At 62.0% G+C, this 22,238-nt stretch carries 18 protein-coding genes and 2 pseudogenes; 10 read left to right on the forward strand and 10 right to left on the reverse strand.

Going from position 1 to position 22,238, the window contains the following annotated elements; translation table 11 throughout:
• Positions 1–97: 97 nt before the first annotated feature.
• From VCA57_RS17275 to VCA57_RS17285, 3 genes and pseudogenes are all read right to left on the reverse strand, one after another.
• The gene (locus tag VCA57_RS17275) at positions 98–682 is read right to left on the reverse strand and encodes a DUF2889 domain-containing protein (RefSeq protein ID WP_411186307.1); all 585 of its coding nucleotides are present in this window, start codon (positions 680–682) and stop codon (positions 98–100) included.
• A gap of 70 nt (positions 683–752) precedes the next feature.
• Positions 753–2,384, reverse strand: a complete 1,632-nt coding sequence (locus VCA57_RS17280; RefSeq protein WP_411186308.1) for an electron transfer flavoprotein-ubiquinone oxidoreductase — start codon at positions 2,382–2,384, stop codon at positions 753–755.
• A 344-nt stretch (positions 2,385–2,728) separates the two neighbouring features.
• Positions 2,729–3,182, reverse strand: a pseudogene (locus tag VCA57_RS17285) (IS630 family transposase); the annotation flags it as partial.
• Positions 3,183–3,445: 263 nt separating this feature from the next.
• Between VCA57_RS17285 and VCA57_RS17290 the strand changes: the two are divergent.
• From VCA57_RS17290 to VCA57_RS17320, 7 genes and pseudogenes are all read left to right on the forward strand, one after another.
• Positions 3,446–5,176, forward strand: coding sequence for a DUF1302 domain-containing protein (locus VCA57_RS17290; protein WP_411186309.1), 1,731 nt, complete (start codon positions 3,446–3,448; stop codon positions 5,174–5,176).
• Between the two features lie 16 nt (positions 5,177–5,192).
• Entirely contained in the window at positions 5,193–6,575 is a 1,383-nt protein-coding gene (locus VCA57_RS17295; RefSeq protein ID WP_411186310.1) for a DUF1329 domain-containing protein, read from the forward strand.
• Positions 6,576–6,594: 19 nt separating this feature from the next.
• Entirely contained in the window at positions 6,595–7,695 is a 1,101-nt protein-coding gene (locus VCA57_RS17300; RefSeq protein ID WP_411186311.1) for a YCF48-related protein, read from the forward strand.
• Positions 7,696–7,789: 94 nt separating this feature from the next.
• A complete protein-coding gene (locus VCA57_RS17305) occupies positions 7,790–10,297 on the forward strand; it encodes an efflux RND transporter permease subunit (RefSeq protein ID WP_411186312.1) in 2,508 nt (835 codons plus the stop codon).
• 9 nt (positions 10,298–10,306) lie between these two features.
• Positions 10,307–10,564: a hypothetical protein gene (locus VCA57_RS17310; protein ID WP_411186313.1), complete on the forward strand. Its 258-nt coding sequence runs from the start codon at positions 10,307–10,309 to the stop codon at positions 10,562–10,564.
• Between the two features lie 120 nt (positions 10,565–10,684).
• Entirely contained in the window at positions 10,685–11,713 is a 1,029-nt protein-coding gene (locus VCA57_RS17315) for an MBL fold metallo-hydrolase (protein WP_411186314.1), read from the forward strand.
• A gap of 10 nt (positions 11,714–11,723) precedes the next feature.
• Positions 11,724–12,080 (forward strand): annotated as a pseudogene (locus tag VCA57_RS17320) (transposase); the annotation flags it as partial.
• Between the two features lie 467 nt (positions 12,081–12,547).
• On the opposite strand, the gene VCA57_RS17325 reads toward VCA57_RS17320, so the two are convergent.
• Genes VCA57_RS17325 through VCA57_RS17355 form a run of 7 tightly spaced genes read right to left on the reverse strand, consistent with a single transcriptional unit; the run spans position 12,548 to position 19,219 of the window.
• On the reverse strand, positions 12,548–13,489 hold the full coding sequence (locus VCA57_RS17325) for an electron transfer flavoprotein subunit alpha/FixB family protein (RefSeq protein ID WP_411186315.1): 942 nt from the start codon (positions 13,487–13,489) through the stop codon (positions 12,548–12,550).
• A 2-nt stretch (positions 13,490–13,491) separates the two neighbouring features.
• Entirely contained in the window at positions 13,492–14,241 is a 750-nt protein-coding gene (locus tag VCA57_RS17330) for an electron transfer flavoprotein subunit beta/FixA family protein (protein ID WP_411186316.1), read from the reverse strand.
• Positions 14,238–15,032, reverse strand: a complete 795-nt coding sequence (locus VCA57_RS17335; RefSeq protein ID WP_411186317.1) for an HpcH/HpaI aldolase/citrate lyase family protein — start codon at positions 15,030–15,032, stop codon at positions 14,238–14,240. The genes VCA57_RS17330 and VCA57_RS17335 overlap by 4 nt, the downstream gene beginning before the upstream one ends.
• A 2-nt stretch (positions 15,033–15,034) precedes the next feature.
• Complete coding sequence (locus VCA57_RS17340) at positions 15,035–16,195, reverse strand: acyl-CoA dehydrogenase family protein (protein ID WP_411186481.1); 1,161 nt, start codon at positions 16,193–16,195, stop codon at positions 15,035–15,037.
• Positions 16,196–16,230: 35 nt separating this feature from the next.
• Entirely contained in the window at positions 16,231–17,106 is an 876-nt protein-coding gene (locus VCA57_RS17345; protein WP_411186318.1) for a MaoC family dehydratase N-terminal domain-containing protein, read from the reverse strand.
• Positions 17,103–17,963 (reverse strand): alpha/beta fold hydrolase, encoded by an 861-nt coding sequence (locus VCA57_RS17350; RefSeq protein ID WP_411186319.1) that lies wholly within the window; start codon positions 17,961–17,963, stop codon positions 17,103–17,105. The genes VCA57_RS17345 and VCA57_RS17350 overlap by 4 nt, the downstream gene beginning before the upstream one ends.
• 44 nt (positions 17,964–18,007) lie before the next feature.
• Positions 18,008–19,219, reverse strand: a complete 1,212-nt coding sequence (locus tag VCA57_RS17355; protein ID WP_411186320.1) for a cytochrome P450 — start codon at positions 19,217–19,219, stop codon at positions 18,008–18,010.
• Positions 19,220–19,355: 136 nt separating this feature from the next.
• Here VCA57_RS17355 and VCA57_RS17360 point away from each other — a divergent pair, with 136 nt between their 5' ends.
• From VCA57_RS17360 to VCA57_RS17370, 3 genes are all read left to right on the forward strand, one after another.
• Positions 19,356–20,546, forward strand: a complete 1,191-nt coding sequence (locus tag VCA57_RS17360) for a thiolase family protein (protein ID WP_411186321.1) — start codon at positions 19,356–19,358, stop codon at positions 20,544–20,546.
• A 182-nt stretch (positions 20,547–20,728) separates the two neighbouring features.
• Positions 20,729–21,463 (forward strand): SDR family NAD(P)-dependent oxidoreductase, encoded by a 735-nt coding sequence (locus tag VCA57_RS17365; protein WP_411186322.1) that lies wholly within the window; start codon positions 20,729–20,731, stop codon positions 21,461–21,463.
• The gene (locus tag VCA57_RS17370; protein ID WP_411186323.1) at positions 21,460–22,209 is read left to right on the forward strand and encodes an SDR family oxidoreductase; all 750 of its coding nucleotides are present in this window, start codon (positions 21,460–21,462) and stop codon (positions 22,207–22,209) included. Before VCA57_RS17365 ends, VCA57_RS17370 begins: the two co-directional genes overlap by 4 nt.
• Positions 22,210–22,238: the final 29 nt, after the last annotated feature.

Raw genomic sequence — 22,238 nt, forward strand, 5'->3', positions numbered from 1 at the left:
GTGGCGCCGCTCGCAAAGCCTTACCGCCGACAGCGAGCGCGCCACGACAATGGGTCGTATCTCGCCAGGCTGGGAGCAGGGATAGGGTATTGTCGGGTTAGTTATTCGTAGGTCCGCTGTAGTGGTCCGGCCACAGAGTGGCGACAACCTCGGTGTCCGTGGCGTACGAGACGCAGCTTTCCAGCAATCCCGGGCGGGCAGGCTTGTTGCCGAACAAGCGGGCCGTGCGAGCACGGTCCTTGGTGACATGGGCGTGGTAGCTGCCCACGGTCTGCATGGCTACAGATCCTAAGACTCGGAGCAGTTCTGTCTGGTGCGTACATCCCGAGGTACCACCGATCAATTCCACGATGCGTCGCGAGAACCCGCTGCCGATGCGCAGGCCGACGAGGCGTTGATAGCTCCCCGGCGCCGAGGTACAGGTGGCAGGGTAGGGCGCGGCATCTGTGACGACCTCGATCGCACTGATCACCATGTCATCGCCAAAGGTGATGCGCATACCCATCTCATGGAATGGGGTGTCCTTGGGGACCGCCCCCCTCCAGCGTGTCCTGATGTCGAAGCCACGGGTGTCGCACAAGTGGCCCTCGACTTCCCACAGCCCATCGTCCCGTTGATAGCCATGGCAGGAAATGCAGCGGGTGTTGAGCGGCTTGCGGGGGACAGCAGGCGTAAGGGGCATGGCTCGACTCGCGATGGGGTGGCCTTGTATTGTGACGCAGGTGCCGCGGCGCCTGCGCTTCGACGGGAGGCTACATGCCCGGGTAAACCGGGCCTTCGCCTCCTTGGGGAGGGGTCCAGACGATGTTCTGCGTCGGGTCCTTGATGTCGCATGTCTTGCAGTGCACGCAGTTCTGGGCGTTGATCTGCAGGCGCGGCGCGACAGCAGCCGAGTCGCGCACGATCTCGTAGACGCCGGCCGGGCAGTAGCGCTGTTCGGGCGCATCGTAGAGCGCGAGATTGATCTCGATCGCCGCCTCGGGATCCTTCAGTTGCAGATGACAGGGCTGGTCTTCCGCGTGGTTGGTGTTCGACAGGTACACCGACGAGAGCCGGTCGAAACTCACGACCCCGTCAGGCTTCGGGTAATCGATCGGCTGGCATTCCGCAGCAGGCTTCATCTTGGTGTGGTCGGTGCTCAGGCCCAGCGTCCAGGGTGCCCGGCCGCGCAACAGTAATTGGTCGACGCCGAACATCAGTCCGCCGAGGTGCATGCCCTTGCTCATCCAGGGTTTGAAGTTACGCGTCTTGTGCAGCTCCCGGTGCAGCCAGGAGCGCGCGAAGCTCTCCGGGTAGGCCGTCAACTCATCGCCGCTGCGACCGGCACTGAGGGCCTCGGCTGCCGCCTCGGCCGCGAGCATGCCGCTTTTCATGGCCGCATGTGAGCCCTTGATCCGGGCGGCGTTGAGGAAGCCCGCGTCGTCGCCGATCAGCACGCCACCCGAGAATATCAGTTTCGGCAGTGCCTGCAGGCCGCCTGCGGTAATCGCGCGGGCACCGTAGCTGATGCGCTTGCCTCCTTCCAGGAAGCGGCGGATCTCCGGGTGAGTCTTATAGCGCTGGAACTCCTCGAAAGGCGAGAGGTAGGGATTGCTGTAGTTCAGGCCGACGACGAAACCGACGGCGATCAGATTGTCCCCGAAGTGGTAGCAGAAGGAGCCGCCGTACGTATCGGTGGGAAGAGGCCATCCGGCCGTGTGCACGGCTAGGCCCGGCTGGTGCTGTTCAGTGGGCACCTCCCACAGCTCCTTGATGCCGATGCCGTATACCTGCGGGTCGACGTCCCGGCGCAGTTCGAAGCGTTCCTCCAGTTGCTTGCCGAGATGGCCGCGGCAGCCCTCGGCGAACAAGGTGTACTTGGCGTGCAGCTCCATACCCGGTTGGTAGGCGCTTGTGGGCTGGCCATCGCGATCAACGCCCATGTCGCCGGTTGCGACACCCTTCACCGAACCGTCATCCCGGTAGAGGATCTCGCTGCCGACAAATCCCGGGTAGATCTCGACGCCCAGGGACTCAGCCTGCTGGCCGAGCCAGCGGCAGACGTTGCCCAGGCTGACGATGTAGTTGCCGTGATTCGTGAAGCATTCGGGCAACAGCACGCCGGGCACCTGTCGCGCCCGATCGGGCGAGAGGAACAGGAAGCGATCTTCGCTGACCAGGGTATCAAGCGGCGCTCCCCGATCCTGCCAGTCAGGCAGCAACTCGCTCAGGGCACGCGGATCCATCACCGCGCCGGAAAGGGTATGGGCGCCGATCTCGGCTCCTTTCTCAATCAGGCAGACATTGATGCTCTGACTCAGCTGTTTGAGCCGGATCGCAGCGGCCAGGCCTGCAGGGCCGCCGCCAACGATTACGACGTCAAATTCCATTGTTTCACGCTGCATTGCACGGGCTCCTCGTTTTGCGAATCCAGATTCTTATGTGCCCTTCAGGCATGGTTAATTTTATTCCTGCGCCATGAGCGAACCCTGGTTTTCAAGCGCCATTTTAAGCTTATAAATGATTAATCATCATTTACCGTAACTGTTAAATTGGCTGCTAGCAACTGTAGGAAAAGCTCGGAGATGTATCAGCGAGATTATCTGGCTGATGGTCATGAGGTGCGCCAGAACACGCCATTTGGAGTAGTAATGCCTTGCTGCATTGCGGCTCCGCTGATCCCTGCCGGTAGCGGTCCAAGTTGCTCATGCAGTTTCGACCAATCGCCTTCATGTACCCGAAATCGGCCACTTCTGAAGACGCCCCGCCGTATCTGATCTTCGGTCAGATCGCGGAAGAACCTCTCGACCAGGTTCAGCCAAGAAGCACTTGTCGGCGTGAAGTGCATGCGGGGATGCTGCTCAAGCCATGCCCGGACGTTGGGATGCTTGTGCGTCGCATAGCTGTCGACGATCAGATGTAGGTCCAACTCTGTCGGCGCCACCTTATCCAGATGCTTGATAAACCTCAGAAACTCGTCGTTACGGTGCCGCGGCAGGCACTGGCCGATGACCTTGCCGCTGGCCACATCCAACCCCGCAAACAAGGTGGTCGTCCCATGGCGCTTGTAGTCATGCGTGAGCGTCTGTGCCTTGCCTTGCCCAGCCCTGCTTGAGCGGCAGGCCAGGCTGGATGCGATCCACCGCTTGTATCTGACTCTTCTCGTCCCCGCACAGCGCGATGGCTTTTTCCGGCGGGTTCAGCAAGGCCTTCGAAAGGCTGCTGCATCGTCTCCCGTTCTTCGCGATTGCCTTCGCCGGAGGTTGTCGGCGTCTCCCAGTCGTGAGAGGTCGGTTATTGCTAAAGCTGAGAGGAGTTGACAGTGCGTCATACCGCTTTTCGGAAAGCTTTTAGGTACGAAAACATTCTTTGCAAAAATGATGGAGAGTCATCTATTATCGAATGAATCCAGTGAAACGGCTGGATCAACCATCCACAACAAAAACAAATGTGATGGAGACAATCCATGAAAAAGGTCGCCTATCGCGGTTCGCGAGGACATATCCTCGGTTGTGCTGCTCTTGTCGCTAGTGTTGCATCGTACAATCAGGCGCACGCTGTAGAGTTGGATGTCGGCCCTGACTGGGCGGTGCGCCTGGATAACACAATCACCTACAATCTGGGTGTGCGGGTTCAGGATGTCGACGACAAAATCGGCAATAACCCGGTTTTCGCTCAGTCCGACTACAGCTACGAGCGGGGCGATATCGTCACCAACCGTATCTCCAATCTGATGGAGCTTGATGCTCAGAACGTGAATGGTTGGGGCGCGCGAATCAGCGCCTCGATGTTCAAGGACTTCGCCTTCAATGACAGCGTCTCGACCAATCCCGGGCAGTTAGCTCCGGGTACGCCATACTCGGCGCTCGGCTCGTACGACAACAACCGTTACTCCAGCTACACCAAGCGCTACTACAAGGAAGGCGTGGAGCTGCTCGATGCCTTCGCCTACTCCAGTTTCGACCTGGGGGGGCATGAAAGCTCCCTGATGGCCGGTCGTTTCACCAAGTTCTGGGGCAATGCGGTGTTCTTCGGCGCGCTCGGGATCAACTACTCGCAGAACGCGGCGGACAACATCAAGGCATCCTTTGCCCCCGGCACCGAGGCCAAGGAGCTGGCGATTCCGCGGGAACAGATATATTTCTCCACGCAGTTAACACCTGAGCTCGTCGCCGAAGCGCAGTTTTTCCTCAAGTTCAAAGGGAATCTCCTGCCCGAGGGCGGCACTTATCTCAGCGTTGCCGATTTCCTCAGTCGCGGGCCTGATGGCAGCAACCTGACCGCGGCATTCGGCCTGGGTCAGCGCGGCTCTGATGTCGAGCCCGAGGATATCAACGACAACTTCGGCCTCAAGCTGTCCTGGGCACCGTCGGCATTGCGCGGGGCGGTCAGTGCGTACTACCGGCAGCTCGATGAGACGCAGCCGTGGATGCCGATGCTGCAATACGACTCCAATACCTTCGCCGTGCAGAACTATCACCTGGCGCATGCGCAGAAGGTGCAGCTCTTCGGTTTGAGTCTCGAGAAGCAGGTGGGTGAGTACAGTCTCGGAGTCGAGTTGTCCCACCGGCGCGATACGGGGCTGAACAGCTCCTCATTCAATCCGAACGATGCCCTGGGGCGGGAGGGTGCGCGAGGCAATGTCACCAATGTGCTGGTCAACGTATTGAGCGGGCTTGCCCGATCGCCATTCTGGGATACGGGAACCCTGCTCGGCGAACTTGGCTACACCCGACTCAATTCGGTGACGAAGAACGCCGAAATGTTCAACGGCGTGGATAATCCAAGCGCATGCCCGACCCAGGACAAGTGGATGGGTTGCTCCACCAAGGACGCCTGGATGGTCGCCGGTCTCTTCAAGCCGCAGTGGCTCGGGGTATGGCCCAGCGTCGACTTGGCGATGCCAATGTTCGCCATGTATGGCCTGAAGGGCAACGCGTCCTCGCTGGGTGTTCCCATGCGGCAGGGTTCCGCAGTCTACACCATCGGTCTGGAGGCCAAGGTGCAGCAGAAGTACACCGTGACTCTGCAGTACAACGGCTACTACGCCAGGCCGAGCGGAACCACCAATGCCGGCGCGGCGCTTGGTGTCCCGAACGGCACGGACGGGTTCCCCACCTTTTACGAGGGTGGCAACGGGACGTTCATGTACAACGACAAGGGCTGGCTCTCGCTGACCGCCAAAGCCTCGTTTTGATGCATAGGAGGACAATATGATCGCTATTAGCAAACACCTCGCTGTCATCGTCGCAAGCGTTGCATTTTCGGGCGTTAGCGTCGCGGCTGTAACGGCCGAAGAGGCCGCGCAACTGGGTGCCAATCTGACCGCCTTCGGTGCGGAAAAGGCGGGCAACGCAGACGGCTCCATTCCGGCCTACACCGGCGAACTGGTCTCTCCTCCGGCGAGCTATGAGCCGGGCAGTGGTCGTTTTCCCGATCCGTTCGCCTCGGAGCAAGTAATCCTTAAGATCGATGCCAAGAACGCGGATCAGTACAAGGATCAGCTCACGCCCGGTGTGTTGGCGTTAATGAAGCAGTATCCGACCTTCCACGTCAATGTCTATCCGACGCATCGGACCACGGTGTATCCCGAGGCAGTACTCGAAAACAGCATCAAGAACGCCACGAGCGCCGAGCTCGCCGGCGACGCATCCTTTGACGATGCCATCGAGAACGCCTACGGCGGCGTGCCGTTCCCGATTCCGAAGAACGGGGCTGAAGCATTGTGGAATTTCAGGCTGCGTTTTCAGCCAGCCGGCCTCGATCAGCGCCAGTCCAGCTATCTGGTCGACTCCAGTGGGCGCTCGGTATTCTTGGGCAGGTACCTGTGCAAGTTCATGAATGCGTACTATGACCCAGCGGCCACTTCGCTGAGCGATCCCTACTTCTCCCGTCAGCTGTGCCTGGGAGAGTCGCCAGCGTCACAGGCCGGGTACAACCTTCTGATTACCGAGTCGGCTGATTTCGGCAAGTACGATCGTATGGTATGGGTGTATACCCCGGGTCAACGGCGGGTGAGAACCGCGCCGGAGTTCTCCTACGACACGCCTGCGGCAAACTTCGGTGGGGCCCTGACCTACGACGAGGTCAATGTCTACTCGGGTCGTTCGGACCGCTTCGATCTCAAGCTGGTCGGCAAGAAGGAGATGTACGTTCCCTACAACAATAACCGGCTCTTCGATGCGGATTGGTCGCTGGAGCAGTTCCTCACTCCGAAACATCCTAATCCGGATTCCCTACGCTTTGAGAAGCACCGCGTGTGGGTGGTCGAAGCAACCCTCAAAACGGGAAAACGGCACGTTCTGTCGCGGCGTACCTTTTTCATCGACGAGGACAGCTGGCTGATCGTCGCTACCGATGGCTACGATCAAGCAGGCGAACTTTATCGTGTTGGCATTACCTTCCCGTTCCTGGCCTACGAAAACAAGGGTGCCGTCCCTTTCTTGTCCGGTCAGGTCTACTCGTGGATCGACCTGAACAAGGGAGAGTACTTCGCCTCGAGCCCGGGCGAGAAGGGCAGCTACGTCACCAAGCCGGAGTTGCCTAGCGTCACCACGTTTACCTCGTCGCGTCTGGCTGCCACCGGTGTCCGTTGAGTCCCGTGGATCCGCGCCGATGAACGTTCGACAAGGACGTTTTGGTTGGCGGATGGCGGCCGGCGCACTGCTGGTCGTCGCAGTGATGGCAGCGGCGGCCGTTCCTGCGCCGGGCCGCTTTCAGGATCCCTTGAGTATGCCCGCCGAGCCCCTGGGAGGGGGCTTAAAGGCGAGCGGAGCGACGCTTATCGGGGTGGCGAGGGACGGTTTCCGTACCCTGGCAGTCGGTTTGCGCGGCCTTGTCGTCTTCAGCGACGATGGTGAGCGCTGGGAGCAGGCAAGTGTTCCGCTGCAGACGGATCTCGTTGCGGTGCAATTGCTCGACGACCGGCGCGCATGGGCTTCTGGGCACGACTACGTCATTCTGCAGAGCGCTGATGGCGGTGCCAGTTGGCAGCGGCAGTTTGATCGCGATGCAGCAAAACGGCACTTGCCGGCCTACTACGGAAAGCGTATCGCCGCAGGCGAGTCCGGCCTGCAGCGCTACTTGGACGAGGTCAGGTTGAATACCGATGGCGAGGTCTCTCTGCCGTTCCTCGGGATTTGGTTCGAGGATGCGAAGACCGGCTACGCAGTCGGCTCCTTCGGTATGATCGTCGGCACGGAGGACGGCGGGCAGACATGGACGCCGTGGCTCCATCGCATCGACAACGACGATTTCCGAAACCTCAACAGCATTCGCAGCATCAACGGCCAGGTCTATATTGCCGGAGAGGGGGGCAGGGTTTACCGCCTGAGCCGCGATCGAGGGCATTTCGTACAACTACCGACCGGCTACAACGGCACTTTCTTCGATATTGTCGGCAACCAACACTGCCTGATCGCTTTCGGCCTGCGGGGCGCGGCGTACCGTAGCACCGACGGCGGTACGAGTTGGCAGGCCGTCGAGACCGGTTTCGAGCGATCGATCACCGCTGGTGCAGTGCTCGATGGCGGGCGACGGATCGTGCTGTTTTCCGAGACGGGGCATGCTATCGAAAGCCTGGACAACGGGGTGAGCTTCGAATCGGTGCCGTTCTCTCCGGAGGTCCCTGTCTATGGGGCTGCCGGGTCGGGCGGTCGGACATACACGATCGTCGGACCGTCTGGCGTTCAGACGCATATGGCGAAGAAGGACTGAGCCCGGCTGGGCCGCGCTAAGTCTTGCCCTCAGCGAGACTTGGCGCGTGCGCCCTTTGCACGTTCCCTACAGGACACACAGGTTATCCAACGTCATGAAATCTCCTTCTCCAACCCTGGACAAGATGTCCGTCGTCGCGGATCCTTCGGCTTTCGACCATAGGTCGGGGAATCCGCTTGAGCGGCTCATCTTCAACCACCGCGTCTTCATCCTGATCGCGTGTGCGCTGGTCACTGCGTTGCTCGGCTGGCAGGCAACCAAACTGAGCCTCAACGCCAGCTTCGAGGATACGCTGCCGCGTTCTCACCCCTACATCCAGAATTACCTGGCCAACAAGGATTCGCTCGGAGGATTCGGCAGCTCGGTACGCATCGTGGTGGAGAACCCTCACGGCTCGATCTACGACCCTCGCTACCTGGAGACCTTGCGCGAGATCAATGACATCGTATTCCTGATTCCGGGAGTCGATCGGTCATTCATGAAATCGCTGTGGACGCCCGCAGTACGCTGGACGCAGATCACCGAGGAGGGCTACCGGGGCGGGCCTGTGATGCCGCCAGATTACGACGGTTCTGCGCCTTCGAGAGCGGATCTGCGCCGCAATGTCGCGTTGGCTGGCATCACCGGCAGCCTGGTCGCCAACGACGGGCGCTCGAGCATGCTGTTCGTTCCCTTGATCGACACCGATCCGGCGACAGGTGAGCCTCTCGACTACGCGGCATTTTCCAAAGCCCTCGAGGAGAAGGTGCGGGCCAAGGAGTCGGATGGCGTTCGTATTTACATCATTGGCTTCGCCAAGCTGGCCGGTGACCTGATCGACAGCCTGCTGCAGGTCATGGCGTACTTCGGCATCGCCGCAACGATCGCTGGCATCGTCATCTATGCATACACGCGGTGCATCCGCAGTACGGTGCTGGTATTGGCCTGCTCCCTGGTTGCCGTGCTCTGGCAACTCGGCGTCGTCCACCTGCTGGGCTACGTCGTGAATCCGTATTCGATGCTGGTTCCGTTCCTGGTCTTTGCGATCGGCGTATCGCATGGTGCGCAGAAGATGAACGGGATCATGCAGGACGTCGGCCGCGGAACGCACCGCTATGTGGCTGCGCGCTACACGTTCCGGCGTCTGTTCCTGGCCGGCTTGACCGCTCTGCTCGCCGATGCGGTCGGGTTTGCCGTATTGATGGTCATCGACATCCCGGTCATCCGGGAACTGGCGATGACCGCGAGTATCGGCGTGGCCGTACTGATCTTTACCAACCTGGTACTGCTGCCGGTGATGCTATCCTATGTCGGCGTCAGTCCCGTTGCCGCGGAACGGGCGCTGCAGGCCGAACGCCGGGAGTTCGGGCAGGCGAAGGGGATGAGCCGAATCTGGGACGTGCTGGATAAGTTCACCGAGCGACGCTGGGCTTTGGCAACCCTTGTCTGTTCCTTCGTGCTCGCTGCGGTTGGCTTGGCCGTGAGCGCGAACCTGAAGATCGGAGACCTGGACGCCGGTGCGCCAGAGTTGCGCCCCGAATCGCGCTACAACCGCGACAACGCTTACATCACTGGCAACTATGGCCTGTCTAGCGACGTGTTCGCCGTCATTGTGAAGACCCCGCCGGAGGGCATGAGCGCCTTCGAGACGCTGATCGAGGAGGACCGGCTCGAGCAGGCGCTGCGGGCGCTCCCGGCGGTACAAACCACCACGTCGGCCGCCAGCCTCGCCCGATTCGCCACCTATGGCAACAACGAGGGGAACCCCAAGTGGCTGACGATCGTGCGCGATCCTGCCGTCACGACACAAGCCACCTACGATCTGCGGACCAACAACCCCGAATATTTCAACAGGGACGGCAGCGCCGGCACGGTCGTCGCGTATTTACGTGACCACAAGGCGACGACGCTTGACGAAGTCGTAGCCGTTACCGAGCAGTTCATCAGCGAGCATTCGACGCCCGAGCGCCAGTTCCTCCTTGCCGCTGGAACCGCCGGCATCGAAGCGGCGACTAACAGCTCGGTGGCCTACGCCAATCACAGGATGCTGCTGATGGTCTACGGCGCGGTCATCATCCTGTGCCTCATCACATTCCGCAACTGGCGTGCAGCCGTGGTCGCCGTGGTGCCGCTGGTGCTCACCTCGATTCTCTGCGAAGCATTGATGGTGGTGCTGGGTATCGGCGTCAAAGTTGCGACCTTACCCGTGGTCGCTCTGGGTGTGGGTATCGGTGTCGACTACGCGCTCTATTTGCTGAGCGTCCAGTTGGGGCAGCAACGTGCAGGCGTGCCTCTGCGTGAGGCCTATCGGAACGCGGTCGTGTTCACCGGCAAGGTTGTGGCGCTTATCGGCGTGACCCTGGGCGCGGGGGTCGTAACCTGGGCCTGGTCGCCGATCAAGTTTCAGGCGGACATGGGCATCCTGCTCACGTTCATGTTCCTGTGGAACATGATCGGCGCGCTGCTGCTTATTCCGGCTCTGTCGCACTTCCTGCTGCAGACCAACACCCTGACCCGAACGCCCGAGCTGGACGAAGCTGACGATACAAGCAGCGAAGTGAAAGCTGAGGGCGCGGCCTCGACGCAAGCGGTAATCAGCCGTACCACAGCGGTACTTCAATGAGGCATCAATATGGAATCGTTAAAAGTTTCTGGTTCTGAGCAATGTCCGTTCGAGTTCAATTTCGATCCGGCCACCTTCAAGGCAGGGGATTGGGTCAGCTACCGGGTGCCGGAGGAGTTCAGCGACATGGCCTTCGTGGGGCAACTGCTGGAGGTGGGCACGGACTTCGTGATCATCTCGCCCAACGATCCGACGGATGCGGAGCGCCGCATGCGTGGCACGCGCGCGAGCCGGCCGGTGGTGACTGCAAAGGAAGCGTTGGAGTAGCGACTCGATAGGGGCCAGGTCTAGCCCCATGCCAGAGGTTGCGCCGTTTAGCAGGTGGTTTCTCAACGGCCTGTTAGGCGCGCTCAACGGAGCCCGGCAGTAATTTAAAGGTGGTTTCTAGTGGTCGCAAGGAATTCGCTTGACCTAACCTGTAGCAGGAGGGGACAGCCGCCGAGAGGTGACGACGGCGAGCAGCGCAACGCCATGCCGCCGCGCCCTGGGCGGTCGTGCGGCTCACTTGGGCTGTTGTGGAATTTCATCTTCAACAAGCCCTGCAATACCCGGCCAGCTGGCCCCGTTCCCGTGCGGCGGCTCACCCGGGCCGAGCTCGAGGCCGCACCAGATCGCAGCCTCTATCGGCTCGGACACTCGACCATGCTGCTCAAGCTGCGTGGCGGGTTCTGGCTTACGGATCCAGTCTTCTGCGAACGTGCATCTCCGGTCCAATGGGCTGGCCCCAAGCGATTTCATGAGCCGCCCATTGCGCTTGAGAATCTGCCGCCGATACGCGGTGTGATCCTTTCACATGACCACTACGATCATCTTGATCGTCATGCGATCAAGCATCTCGCAAAGGCAGCCGAGGTATTTCTGGCCCCCCATGGCGTTGGCGACCGGCTGCTTCGCTGGGGCGTGCCAACAGAAAAGGTGCATCAGTTTGGTTGGTGGCAGGGCATCGAGTTGGACGGCCTGAATCTGACAGCCACGCCGGCGCAGCATTTTTCCGGTCGTGGCTGGAATGACCGGAACAGAACTCTTTGGGCGTCCTGGGTGATTTCAGACGCTGAGGTTCGGGTCTTCTTTAGTGGCGACTCGGGATACTTCGCGGGTTTCAAGCAAATCGGCGAGCGTTTCGGCCCGTTCGACGTCACTTTGATGGAAACCGGTGCCTACGACGCGCAATGGCCTTTAGTACACATGCACCCGGAAGAAACCATTCAGGCCCACATCGACCTTCAGGGGCGAGTCTTGGTGCCAATCCACAACGGCACATTCGACCTGGCGATGCACGCCTGGGACGAACCCTTCGAGCGCGTGGCCGTACTAAGCCGGCAGCGCGGCATCCAGCTGTCGACGCCTTTGATAGGAGAGCGTTTGGATCTCAATGCGCCGCACCAAGGTTTGGCGTGGTGGCGTGAGCTGGGCTGATTAGCCGGTGCAGCCGAAGATGAAGTCCGCACTGCACGACATCTGGCAGGCCGAGACGAAAGAGAACGCCGAAGTGGCCTTCGACCAGTTCGAAAAACTGTTTGAAGCAAAGTACCCGAAGGCGGTGCTTTGTTTACAAAAAGACCGGGAAGAGCTGATGGCGTTTTACGACTTTCCGGCACCATCCGGCATCGGATCAAACGATCCGAGGGCTGCCTGGCGCGAGACGGGATGTTGCACATGATCTTTACGCTGGGAGAGTGCCCCACAAAAGAACAGGCGCCGCCAGCGCGGCTTCGGTTATCTGGCCAAGGTGATTGCCGGTGTCAGGTTAAAAGATGGAGTCGAGGTGAGCACAGCCGATCAGAATGTCGGTGGAGGCGGCGGATGCACCGATCAGACGTTTTCCGTCTCGCTAAAACGTTCCGACTTGATTTGAACACCGGCTTTAGACGCTATGTGAGGTATCTCTATGACGCAGCATGTTTCGATTTGCCGGTTTTGTAATACTGGATGTCTGTCCCGTCCTGGTGGATGTTGAGGACAACATTGCGGTTCGTGTGCAGAGTGATCTGGAAAGTCCCAGTCATGGCGGCTATTGCCGTTCGAAGGGGCAGGCGGCACCGGAACAGATAGGGCACCCGGAGCGATTGCTGTCGTCAGTCAAACGGGATCAGGGCGGGCAGTATCTTAAGATCTCCTCAACTGCAGCAGTGCGCCGAGATTGTTGGAACCCCTGCAGGATCAGACAGTGCTCTGTGAGTTGCCCGTAGACTTGCCTTGATGTTGCGGCGGTCAATGCAGCGGGCAGGGCAGCCCGCTGCATTTTTGAGGTTAGCGGTCGCTCAGCGCCGTTACCAACTCCGGCACTGCGGTGAACAGATCCGCCACCAGCCCGTAGTCGGCGACCGAGAAGATCGGCGCCTCTGGGTCGCTGTTGATCGCGACTATCACCTTGCTGTCTTTCATTCCGGCCAGGTGCTGAATGGCGCCCGAGATGCCGCAGGCGATGTAGAGCTGGGGTGCGACTATCTTGCCGGTCTGGCCCACCTGCCAGTCGTTCGGCGCGTAGCCGGCATCGACGGCGGCGCGGCTTGCACCCAGGGCGGCACCGAGGGCGTCGGCCAGTGGCGGCAGGACCTCGTTGAATCTGTCGCTGCTGCCCAATGCGCGACCGCCGGAGACGACGATGGCGGCGGCGGCGAGCTCGGGACGGTCGCTCTTGGTGACTTCACGGCGGACCAGGCTGGAACTGCCACTGTCCGCTACTGCGGGTAGCTCGTCGGTCGCTGCGCTGCCACCCTCCGCGAGGGCCGGGTCGAAGCCGGTGGTGCGGACAGTGACGACCTTGATGGCATCGTTGCTCTGTACGGTGGCGATGGCGTTGCCGGCGTAGATCGGCCGCTCGAAGGTGTCCTTATCGACGACCTTGGTGATGTCGCTGATCTGTGCGACGTCGAGCTTGGCTGCTACGCGTGGCGCAACGTTCTTACCATGGGCGGTCGCCGGGAACAGGATGTGGCTGTAGTCCCGGGCGATCGCCAGTATCTGCGCCGTCACGTTCTCGGCAAGCTGCTCGCCGAGCTGCGGTGCGTCTGCAAGGAGCACCTTGGCCACGCCCTGGATGCGGCTAGCCTGTCTGGCAGCCTCGCCGGCGTTGTGGCCAACGACGAGCACATGTACGTCGCCCCCGCATTGGGCAGCGGCGGTCACGATATTGTAGGTCGCGCCCTTGATCTGGGCATTGTCATGTTCGGCAATGACGAGTGCGGTCATGGTCAGATTACCTTGGCTTCGTTCTTCAGCTTAGTCACCAGCGTGGCGACGTCGGGTACCTTGACGCCGCCGCTGCGCTTGGGCGGCTCGACGACTTTCAGGGTTTTGATGCGCGGTGTCACATCAACGCCCAGGTCGGTCGGGTTCAGGATGTCGAGCGGCTTCTTCTTGGATTTCATGATATTGGGCAGAGACGCATAGCGCGGCTCGTTGAGCCGCAGGTCGCTGGTCACCACGGCGGGCAGCTTGACCCTCAGGGTCTCGAGACCTCCGTCCACTTCGCGCGTGACGATCGCATGGTCATCGTCGATCTCGACCTTGCTTGCGAAAGTCGCCTGCGGCAGGGCGGCCAGGGCGGCCAGCATCTGGCCGGTCTGGTTGCAGTCGTCGTCGATTGCCTGCTTGCCGAGGATGACGAGCTGCGGTTGTTCCTTGTCCAGCAGTGCTTTCAGCAGCTTGGCCACCGCGAGCGGTTGCAGTTCAGCGTCGGTCTCCACCAGGATGGCTCGATCGGCACCGATCGCCATCGCGGCGCGCAGGGTTTCCTGGCTCTGGGTGGAACCGCACGAGACGACGACCACCTCGCTGGCCAAGCCCTGTTCCTTGAGGCGCACCGCTTCCTCGACGGCGATCTCGTCGAAGGGGTTGATGCTCATCTTGATGTTGGCGAGATCCACGCCGGTGCTGTCCGGCTTCACGCGCACCTTGACGTTGAAATCGATGACGCGCTTTACGGCGACAAGAACTTTCATTGGATTCCTCTTGCTGCGATTTCGTTGATGATTGCCTGGGCCCGCAGGACCACCGGCCGGTCGATCATTTGGCCGTCCAGGCGGACCGCCCCCTCTTCGGATGAGGCCGCGGCCAGCACGCGCCGTGCCCATGCTTCTTCTTCCGCAGTGGGCGCGAAGGCCTGGTTGACCACAGACACCTGCCTGGGGTGTATGCACAGTTTGCCGCCGAAGCCCATGGCTCGTGACCGCTGCGCGTCCTGGGCCAATTGCTCGGTATCGTCGAGGATGGTGGTGACTCCGTCGATCGGCGCGGCGAGGCCGGCCAATCGCGACATCCATACTAGTTGCGAGCGGAAGAACGACAGTTCCGGGCCGTCGCCCCTGATCCCCAGATCGAGTTGGAAGTCGACGGAGCCGAATATCAGGCGCCGAATACCGGCGACTTTGCCGATCGACAGGACCTGGCTCAAGCCGAAGGCGCTCTCGATCAACGGGAACACCGGCGCGCACGTGGCGACTGCGGCGACTTCCTCGGGGCATTCGGCCTTGGGCAGGACGATGCCCGCGACACCGCTGACGTGGGCGAGCAGGGCCAGGTCGTCGTCGAACCAGGGCGTACCCGCGGCGTTGATGCGCACCAGCACTGCGCGCTCCGGCTGCAGCCAGTCGGCCAAGGCATCGCGTGCCCGCGCCTTGTCGGCAGGGGCGACCGCGTCCTCGAGGTCGATGATGACTGCGCCGGCGCCGCAGGCGCAGGCCTTGTCGAAACGCTCCGGGCGATCGCCGGGGACGAAGAGTATCGAGCGCATGGTCAGAACGAGCGCGGCATGCCAAGCAGATGCTCGGCGACGTACGACAGGATCAGGTTAGTGGAGATGGGCGCCACCTGGTACAGGCGCGTCTCGCGGAACTTGCGCTCGACGTCGTATTCATTGGCGAAACCGAAGCCGCCGTGGAACTGAATACAGGCGTTGGCCGCCTCCCAGGATGCCTTGGCGGCCAGATACTTGGCCATGTTGGCCTGGGCGCCGCAGGCTTGCTGGGCGTCGAACAATTCGCAGGCTTTCCACCTCATCAAATTGGCCGCTTCGACCTCGATGTAGCTCTCGGCGATGGGGAACTGCACCCCCTGGTTCTGGCCGATGGGCCGGCCGAACACGATGCGCTCATTGACGTATTTGGTCACCCGGTCGATGAACCAGTAGCCGTCGCCGATGCATTCGGCCGCGATCAGAGTGCGTTCGGCGTTCAGTCCGTCGAGGATGTACTTGAAACCCTGGCCTTCGGTGCCGATCAGGTTTTCCTCGGGAATCTCGAGGTTCTCGAAGAACAGTTCGTTGGTCTCATGGTTGACCATGTTGGGGATCGGTCGCACGGTCATGCCGGATTTCTCGGCGGCGCGCAGATCCACCATGAAGATCGATAGCCCTTCGGTCTTCTTCTTGACTTCCGCAAGCGGGGTGGTGCGTGCGAGCAGGATCATCCAATCCGAATGCTGAACCCGGGAAATCCAGACCTTCTGCCCGTTGACCACGTAGCGGTCACCCTTCTTGACCGCGCTGGTCTTGATCTTGGTCGTGTCGGTGCCGGTGCTGGGTTCGGTCACACCCATCGATTGCAAGCGCCACTCGCCGCTGGCGATCTTGGGCAGATAGAACTCCTTCTGCGCCTGGGAACCGTGGCGCAGCAGGGTGTTCATGTTGTACATCTGCCCGTGGCAAGCACCGGAGTTGCCGCCAGAACGGTTGATCTCCTCCATGATCACCGAGGCTTCGGCGAGGCCCAGTCCGGCGCCGCCGAATTCCTCGGGGATCAAGGCAGCCATCCATCCGGCCTTGGTTAGGGCCTCGACGAAGACTTCGGGATAGGCGCGATCTTCGTCTATCTTGCGAAAATAGGCATCCGGAAACTCGGCGCACAGGGCGCGGACACCGTCGCGGATGTCTTGGTAGCGGTCGTTGGTATGGCTCAGCACTTGTCGGCCTCTCTAGATTGATAGCGGTAGATTCAGGCCAGCGTTGCCGTGGCCAACATGGTCACCACGCCACCGGCGTCCTCGGCCCACAGCTTGATGCTGTTTCCATCCGTGGCCGGCTCTCCGCATAGCTGGAATGCCGCTCCGTCGAGCAGCGGTTTCATGGCGCGAAACTCGAAGTGCGCGATCTGTGCATCGGGACGCTTGCGCCGCACCAGATCGAGCAGCAGCGTCGCTACCAGGGGCCCGTGCACGACCAGCCCGGCATAGCCCTCGACTTCGGTGGCATAGGGGCGGTCGTAATGAATGCGGTGACCGTTGAAGGTGAGTGCCGAATAGCGAAACAGCAGCACCGGATCGGCCGTGAGTTGTCGGCACCAGGTCGCCGACGCCGAGGCCGGTGCTGCGCTGGACTGCTGTACGGCAGGCTGCTCGCCCGCCGCTGGCTCGCGGTAGACGATGTCCTGCTGTTCGACGATGGCCAACCTCTCATCGCTGCCTAGGTAGCGATGCTCCACGGTGACGAACACCAGAGGGCCACTGCGGCCTGTCTTCATGCGGATGTCGATGATCTCCGACTCGCGGGTGACGCGTTCGTCGATCTGCAAAGGGCTATGAAAGCTGAGCCGGCCGGCGGCCCACATGCGCCGCGGCAGGGGCACCGGCGGCAGGAAGCCGCCGCGTGCGGGGTGCCCGTCTGCGCCGACCTGCGCCATGGCGGCTAGCGGCAGAAAGTACAGCCATTGATAGCCTGGGGGCAGGGCGGCACCGGTTTCAACCGTTGCGTTGTCGCGGTCGAGCGTCGCTGACAGGGCCTGGGCCGGGAATGCCGCGAGCATCTCGGTGCGCTGTTCGCGCCGTCCGCGCCAGGCCAGTAGCGGCTCGAATGCTTCGGAACTGAATGTCATGATCGACCCTGCTGTCGCTGGAAGCGACTCGACGAGGAGGGCGGGAGGGTCTGCAAGAAGTCTTCAAGTGCGGCCTGGAAGACCTCATTGCTGTCGCCTGCCACCATATGGGCGGCGTCTTCGACATCGATCCAGCGGGCGTGCGGGATCATCGAAAGCAGCTTTTGCGCGCCTTCGCGGCTGACCACGTCGCTACGCTTGCCGCTGATCAACAGGGTAGGCGCGACCACCTTGGCGGCCGCGGCTTCCATACGCTCGAACATGCCGCTGCGGCCGGCAGAACCCGCGTGGAAAGCGGGGTCCCAATGCCAACGTAACCGCCCGTCGTCGCACTGGCGCAGGCTGTTGAGCAAGCCTTGGCTGTTGGCGGGGCGTGGCCGGTCCGGTAAAAACGCGGCGACGGCGTCGGCCGCCTCCTCGAGGCTGGCGAACCCGTCGGCGTGGGCCGACATGAAGTCGCGGATGCGCTGAAGGCCCTGCGGCTGCATATGCGGCACCACATCGACCAGAACCAGGCCCGCGACCCGGGCTGCCGAAGACCCAGCTGCCGCAATCAGTGCGGCGATGCCGCCGATCGAGGCGCCGACCAGGACCGCCGGCGCCGCCAGGCTGGCAAGCACGGTCTCGATATCGGCGACGAAGGCATCGATACCGTAATCGCCGTCGGCGGCCCAGTCGCTGCCACCATGGCCGCGGAGGTCGAGCGACAGCACGCGGTAGCCGGTCTGGCTCAGCCGGTGTGCGGTCGCGGCCCAGGCGCGGCGGGTCTGACCGGCACCAGGGACAAGGACGGCGTATGGGGCATGCTCCGGTCCGCCGACGTCGGCGGCGAGCCGCAGCCCCCAGCCTGCCAGCATGCCGGACTGAAGGGTTGCTCCGTCGCCGGGTACGGAGGCTCCGCTCACCATAGCAGCGGCAGGGTTTCTAGGGCGAAGACGCCGCCGCCGCTGGCAACCAGCTGCGCATCGGGTGCGACGCGGAAAGTCGGAATCACCTTCAGCCATTCTTCCATGCCGACGACCAGTTCGCGCCGCGCCAGGTGCGAGCCTATGCAGCGGTGGGGGCCGTAGGAGAAGGCATTGTGCGCGTTGCCACTGCGATCGAAATCGACCAGGTTGGGGTTCTCGAACTCGCGCGGATCGCGGCAGGCGAGAATGGTGGAGCAGGTGACGTTGTCGCCCTTCTTGATCGTCACTCCGGCCAGTTCGACGTCCCTCGTCGCATAACGCGTCGTGTTCACCACCGCGTAAGCCCGGAACATTTCCTCGACCGCCGCAGGGATGATCGAGAAGTCCTGGCGCAGCCGCTCCTGCTCATCCGGATGCTCGGCAAGGTGGCGGAACTGAAAGCTGAGTGAGCTCGTCACGGTGTCGAGGCCGGCCATGAACAGCAGAACGCAGATGCCGAGGATTTCGCTGTCGTCGAGCGGGCGGCCGTCGACCTGGCCTTGGACGGCGAACGAAATCAGGTCGCCAGTCGGGTTCTTGCGACGCGCGGCGATCAGTTCCTTTAGATAGCTTGCAACTTCCTGCATGGCTCGCGCCCGCGAGTGCATGTCCCGAATGATCAGCTCCTCCCAGGCCATGAAGCGCTCGAGGTTGTCCGCAGGCAGCCCCATCAGATCGATGAAGATGCCCACTGGCAGGGGCCGCGCGAAGTCTGCGATGAACTCGCAGCCGCCGTTGTCACGGCAGTTCTCGGCCAGGTTACGGGCGCGTTCGCGGATCTTTTCTTCCAGCGCTTTCATGCGTGCTGGCGAGAACAGCGGATTCATCAGTGTGCGGAAGCCGCCATGCATCGGCGGGTCCAGCTCCAGGGGAATCAGGGTGAGGTCGGAGTTGGAGCGTACTACTTTGCTGGAGAAGGTCTCGGCGTCCTGAAGCACCTTGCGAATGTCTTCCGCCCAGGTGGGGATCCAGGTGCCGTGGCCAGCCTTCAAATGATGGTTGACCGGCGAGTAGATGATGCGCGGTCCGTTGTGCAGCGCTGCGACCGTTTCGTGGGGTCGATCGCTCAAGCCCGTGCGAAAGTCGAAATCGACGACGAGCTCACGCGGTACATGACTAGGAATCGCAGCCGGCTCGCTGGTTCGTGGGGTGGATTGGTCTTGCATGATGCCTGTCTCCTTGCTGGTCGCAATGGATCGCCCTGTGCACGTCGGCTGCGGCTACAAAAAAATTACCGCACGACTAATCTCGGCGTAGAATAGCCAATAAATGATGACGTATCAACTATAGAGGGAAGCCATTATGGAACTCCTTGGTGAGCGCCGCGCTGCCATTTCCGGTGTAGGTATTGCCGGACCATCGCGGCAGGCTGGTCGTAGCGCGCTGGAGTTAACTCTGGATGCGGCCTTCGAGGCTTTGGCCGACGCAGGACTGACAAGCAAGGACATTGACGGGCTTAGCTCCTGGCCGGGCATGTCGTCGACTCCGGGCATGGCGCCGGTGTCGTTGCGTGAGGTTAAGGAGGCGCTGGGGCTGGAGTTGAACTGGTTCTGCGCCTCGCCCGAGGCGCCCGGGCAGCTCAGTGCCGTCATGAATGCGGCGATGGCCGTGGCCACCGGGCAGGCGCGCCATGTTCTGTGTTTTCGCACGCTGACCCAGTACAGCGAACAGGTCAAGGCGAGGGGCAAGACCTCGGCGCCCGGCCCTAAGTCCGCGTCGCGCGTGGACGGTCTGATGAGCTGGGTCCGCCCCTTCAATGGGCTCTCCGCGGCACATCCGATCGCGCTGGTGGCCGCGCGGCACATGCACGAGTTCGGTCTGACCCGCGAGCAGCTCGGCGCGGTCGCCGTGAATGGGCGCCGCAATGCGATGCTAAATCCCCGTGCCCTGTACCGCGATCCCTTGAGTCTCGACGACTACCTGCAGGCTCGCATGGTGACCGAGCCGCTGTGTCTGTACGACTGCGACGCGCCGATCGACGGCGCGTCGGTGATCATCGTGTCCAACTACGAAGCGGCCCGGGACTTGCGCAAGCCGCCGTTGCGAATCGAGGCGATGAGCGGCGCCCTGTATGGGCGCAACAGTTGGGATCAGTTCGACGATATCACCACCATGGCGGCGCGCGACGCAGGTCGGCGACTCTGGCAGCGCACCGATCTGCGGCCGCAAGACGTTGACGTGGCCAATCTCTACGATGGATTCAGCATCCTTACGCTGGTCTGGCTGGAGGCCTTGGGCTTTTGCGGTCGGGGCGAGGCGGGCGCATTCGTCGAGGGCGGGCAGCGCATCGGGCTTGAGGGTGAGCTGCCGCTCAACACCGGCGGCGGGCAGCTATCGGCGGGGCGTCTGCATGGCTTCGGATTGCTGATTGAGTCGTGCCAGCAGCTCTGGGGCGAAGGTGGAGATCGACAGGTGGCGGGCGATCCGGAGGTCGCCGTTACCGCGGCGGGAGGCGGCCCCCTGGCCGGCTGCGTGTTGTTGACGCGGGAGTAGGCGGGAGGTGGGTACGGTCGAGCGCTGTGAAGGCTTTAAAGATGACTATTCATCAGTTATATTCAGCCTCCTTGGTGTTCGCCGCTGAGCCTCGATCGGCGCCTTGTTTGGCTAGTGTGCCTATGGAGTGCGGGGCAATACCTTCAACCCTAATGGGCGCACAGCGCCAGAGAGGATGGCTTATGCCTTTGTCTGAGAATGTCGTGATGATTACCGGTGCGGCCGGTGCGCTGGGTCGTGAAGTTGCCGCGGCTTACCAGCGCTCCGGGGCGACGCTGGTCTTACTGGACGTCGATGCGGCGACCCTGCAGTCGGCGTATCCCACCCCCGCGGCCAACAAGACCTTGTTGCAGGCCGACCTCCTCAATGAGGCGTCCGTCGCCGCGGCGGTCGCCAAGGCCGTCGAACTGCATGGGCGCATCGATGTGCTCTGCAACATCGCCGGCAGCTTCTACTACGGCGAGCCGGTCCACGAGATGCGCCGCGACGCCTGGCTGCAACAGTTCCAAGTCAATGCCACGACTGTGGTCAACGCGGTCGGGGCCGTGGTTCCGGGCATGATCGCTCAGGGTCGCGGCAACATCTTCACTATCGGCGCTGCCGCCCATGTGCAAGGTCATGCCCATGTCAGCGCCTATGCGGCGGCCAAGAGTGCCGTAATGCGGCTCAGCGAAAGCATGGCGGAGGAGCTGCGCGGCACTGGCGTCAATGTACTGTGCCTGATGCCGACGATCATCGATACCCCAAAGAACCGCGTCGATATGCCGGACGCCGACTTTAGCCAATGGACGCCGCCCGCGGCGATTGCCGAGCTGATGGTGCTGCTCGGCGCCGACGCAGCGTCGCTGATGAGTGGCAGTTGCATACCCCTGAATGGCGAGGCGCGCGTCGCCGATCGCCGCCAGGCGACATCATGAGCGGCAGGCTAGCGGGCAAGGTCGCCATTGTAACCGGTGCCTCGCGCGGGCTTGGCCGGCGGATCAGCGAGCTGTTGGTGGAGGAGGGGGCATGTGTCGGCCTGGTCGCGCGCGCCAGTGACGATCTCACGGCGGCCGCAGCGGCATTGGGCGTGCGCGCCCTGGCGTTGCCCGCCGACCTTAGCGATCCCGAGGCCGTACGTGCTGCCTTCGCCCGCGTGGGCGAGCACTTCGGCGGCGTGGACATCTTGGTCAACAATGCAGCCCTCGGTCACCCGCAGAAGATCGCGGAAGCAGACGACCGTCTCCTGCAACTGGAGGTGGCCGCTAACGTACTAGGGCCGATCTACTGCATCCGTGAGGCCACCAGGAGCATGCGGACCCGTGGCGGCGGCGACGTAGTCAACATCAGTTCCGAGTCGGTGTGCGCGCCCTATCCTTATCTGTCGGTTTACGCCGCCACCAAGAGCGCACTCGAGACCCTTTCCCAGGGCTTGCGCGAAGAACTGCGTGCCGACGGCATTCGGGTCGGCGTACTGCGTTCTGGCCGCTTGAGCGAAAGCGGTTTTCACCGTAGCTGGTCGCCGGAGACTAGGGAACGTTTTCGTGCCGAGGCGCGGGCGAGCGGTCACGACGCGTCATCCGGCGAGGCCATTTCGCCGTTGATCACGGCGCGGGCGGTGCTCGACATGCTCTGCCTGCCGCGAGAAGCACGGCTTACCATGATGGAGCTGCGCCCGGCTTGAGCCGTGCAGGGCATCCGTCGAACTGTCGA

Origin of the sequence: Pseudomonas sp., assembly GCF_046581935.1 — a bacterium.
Classification (GTDB): domain Bacteria; phylum Pseudomonadota; class Gammaproteobacteria; order Pseudomonadales; family Pseudomonadaceae; genus Aquipseudomonas.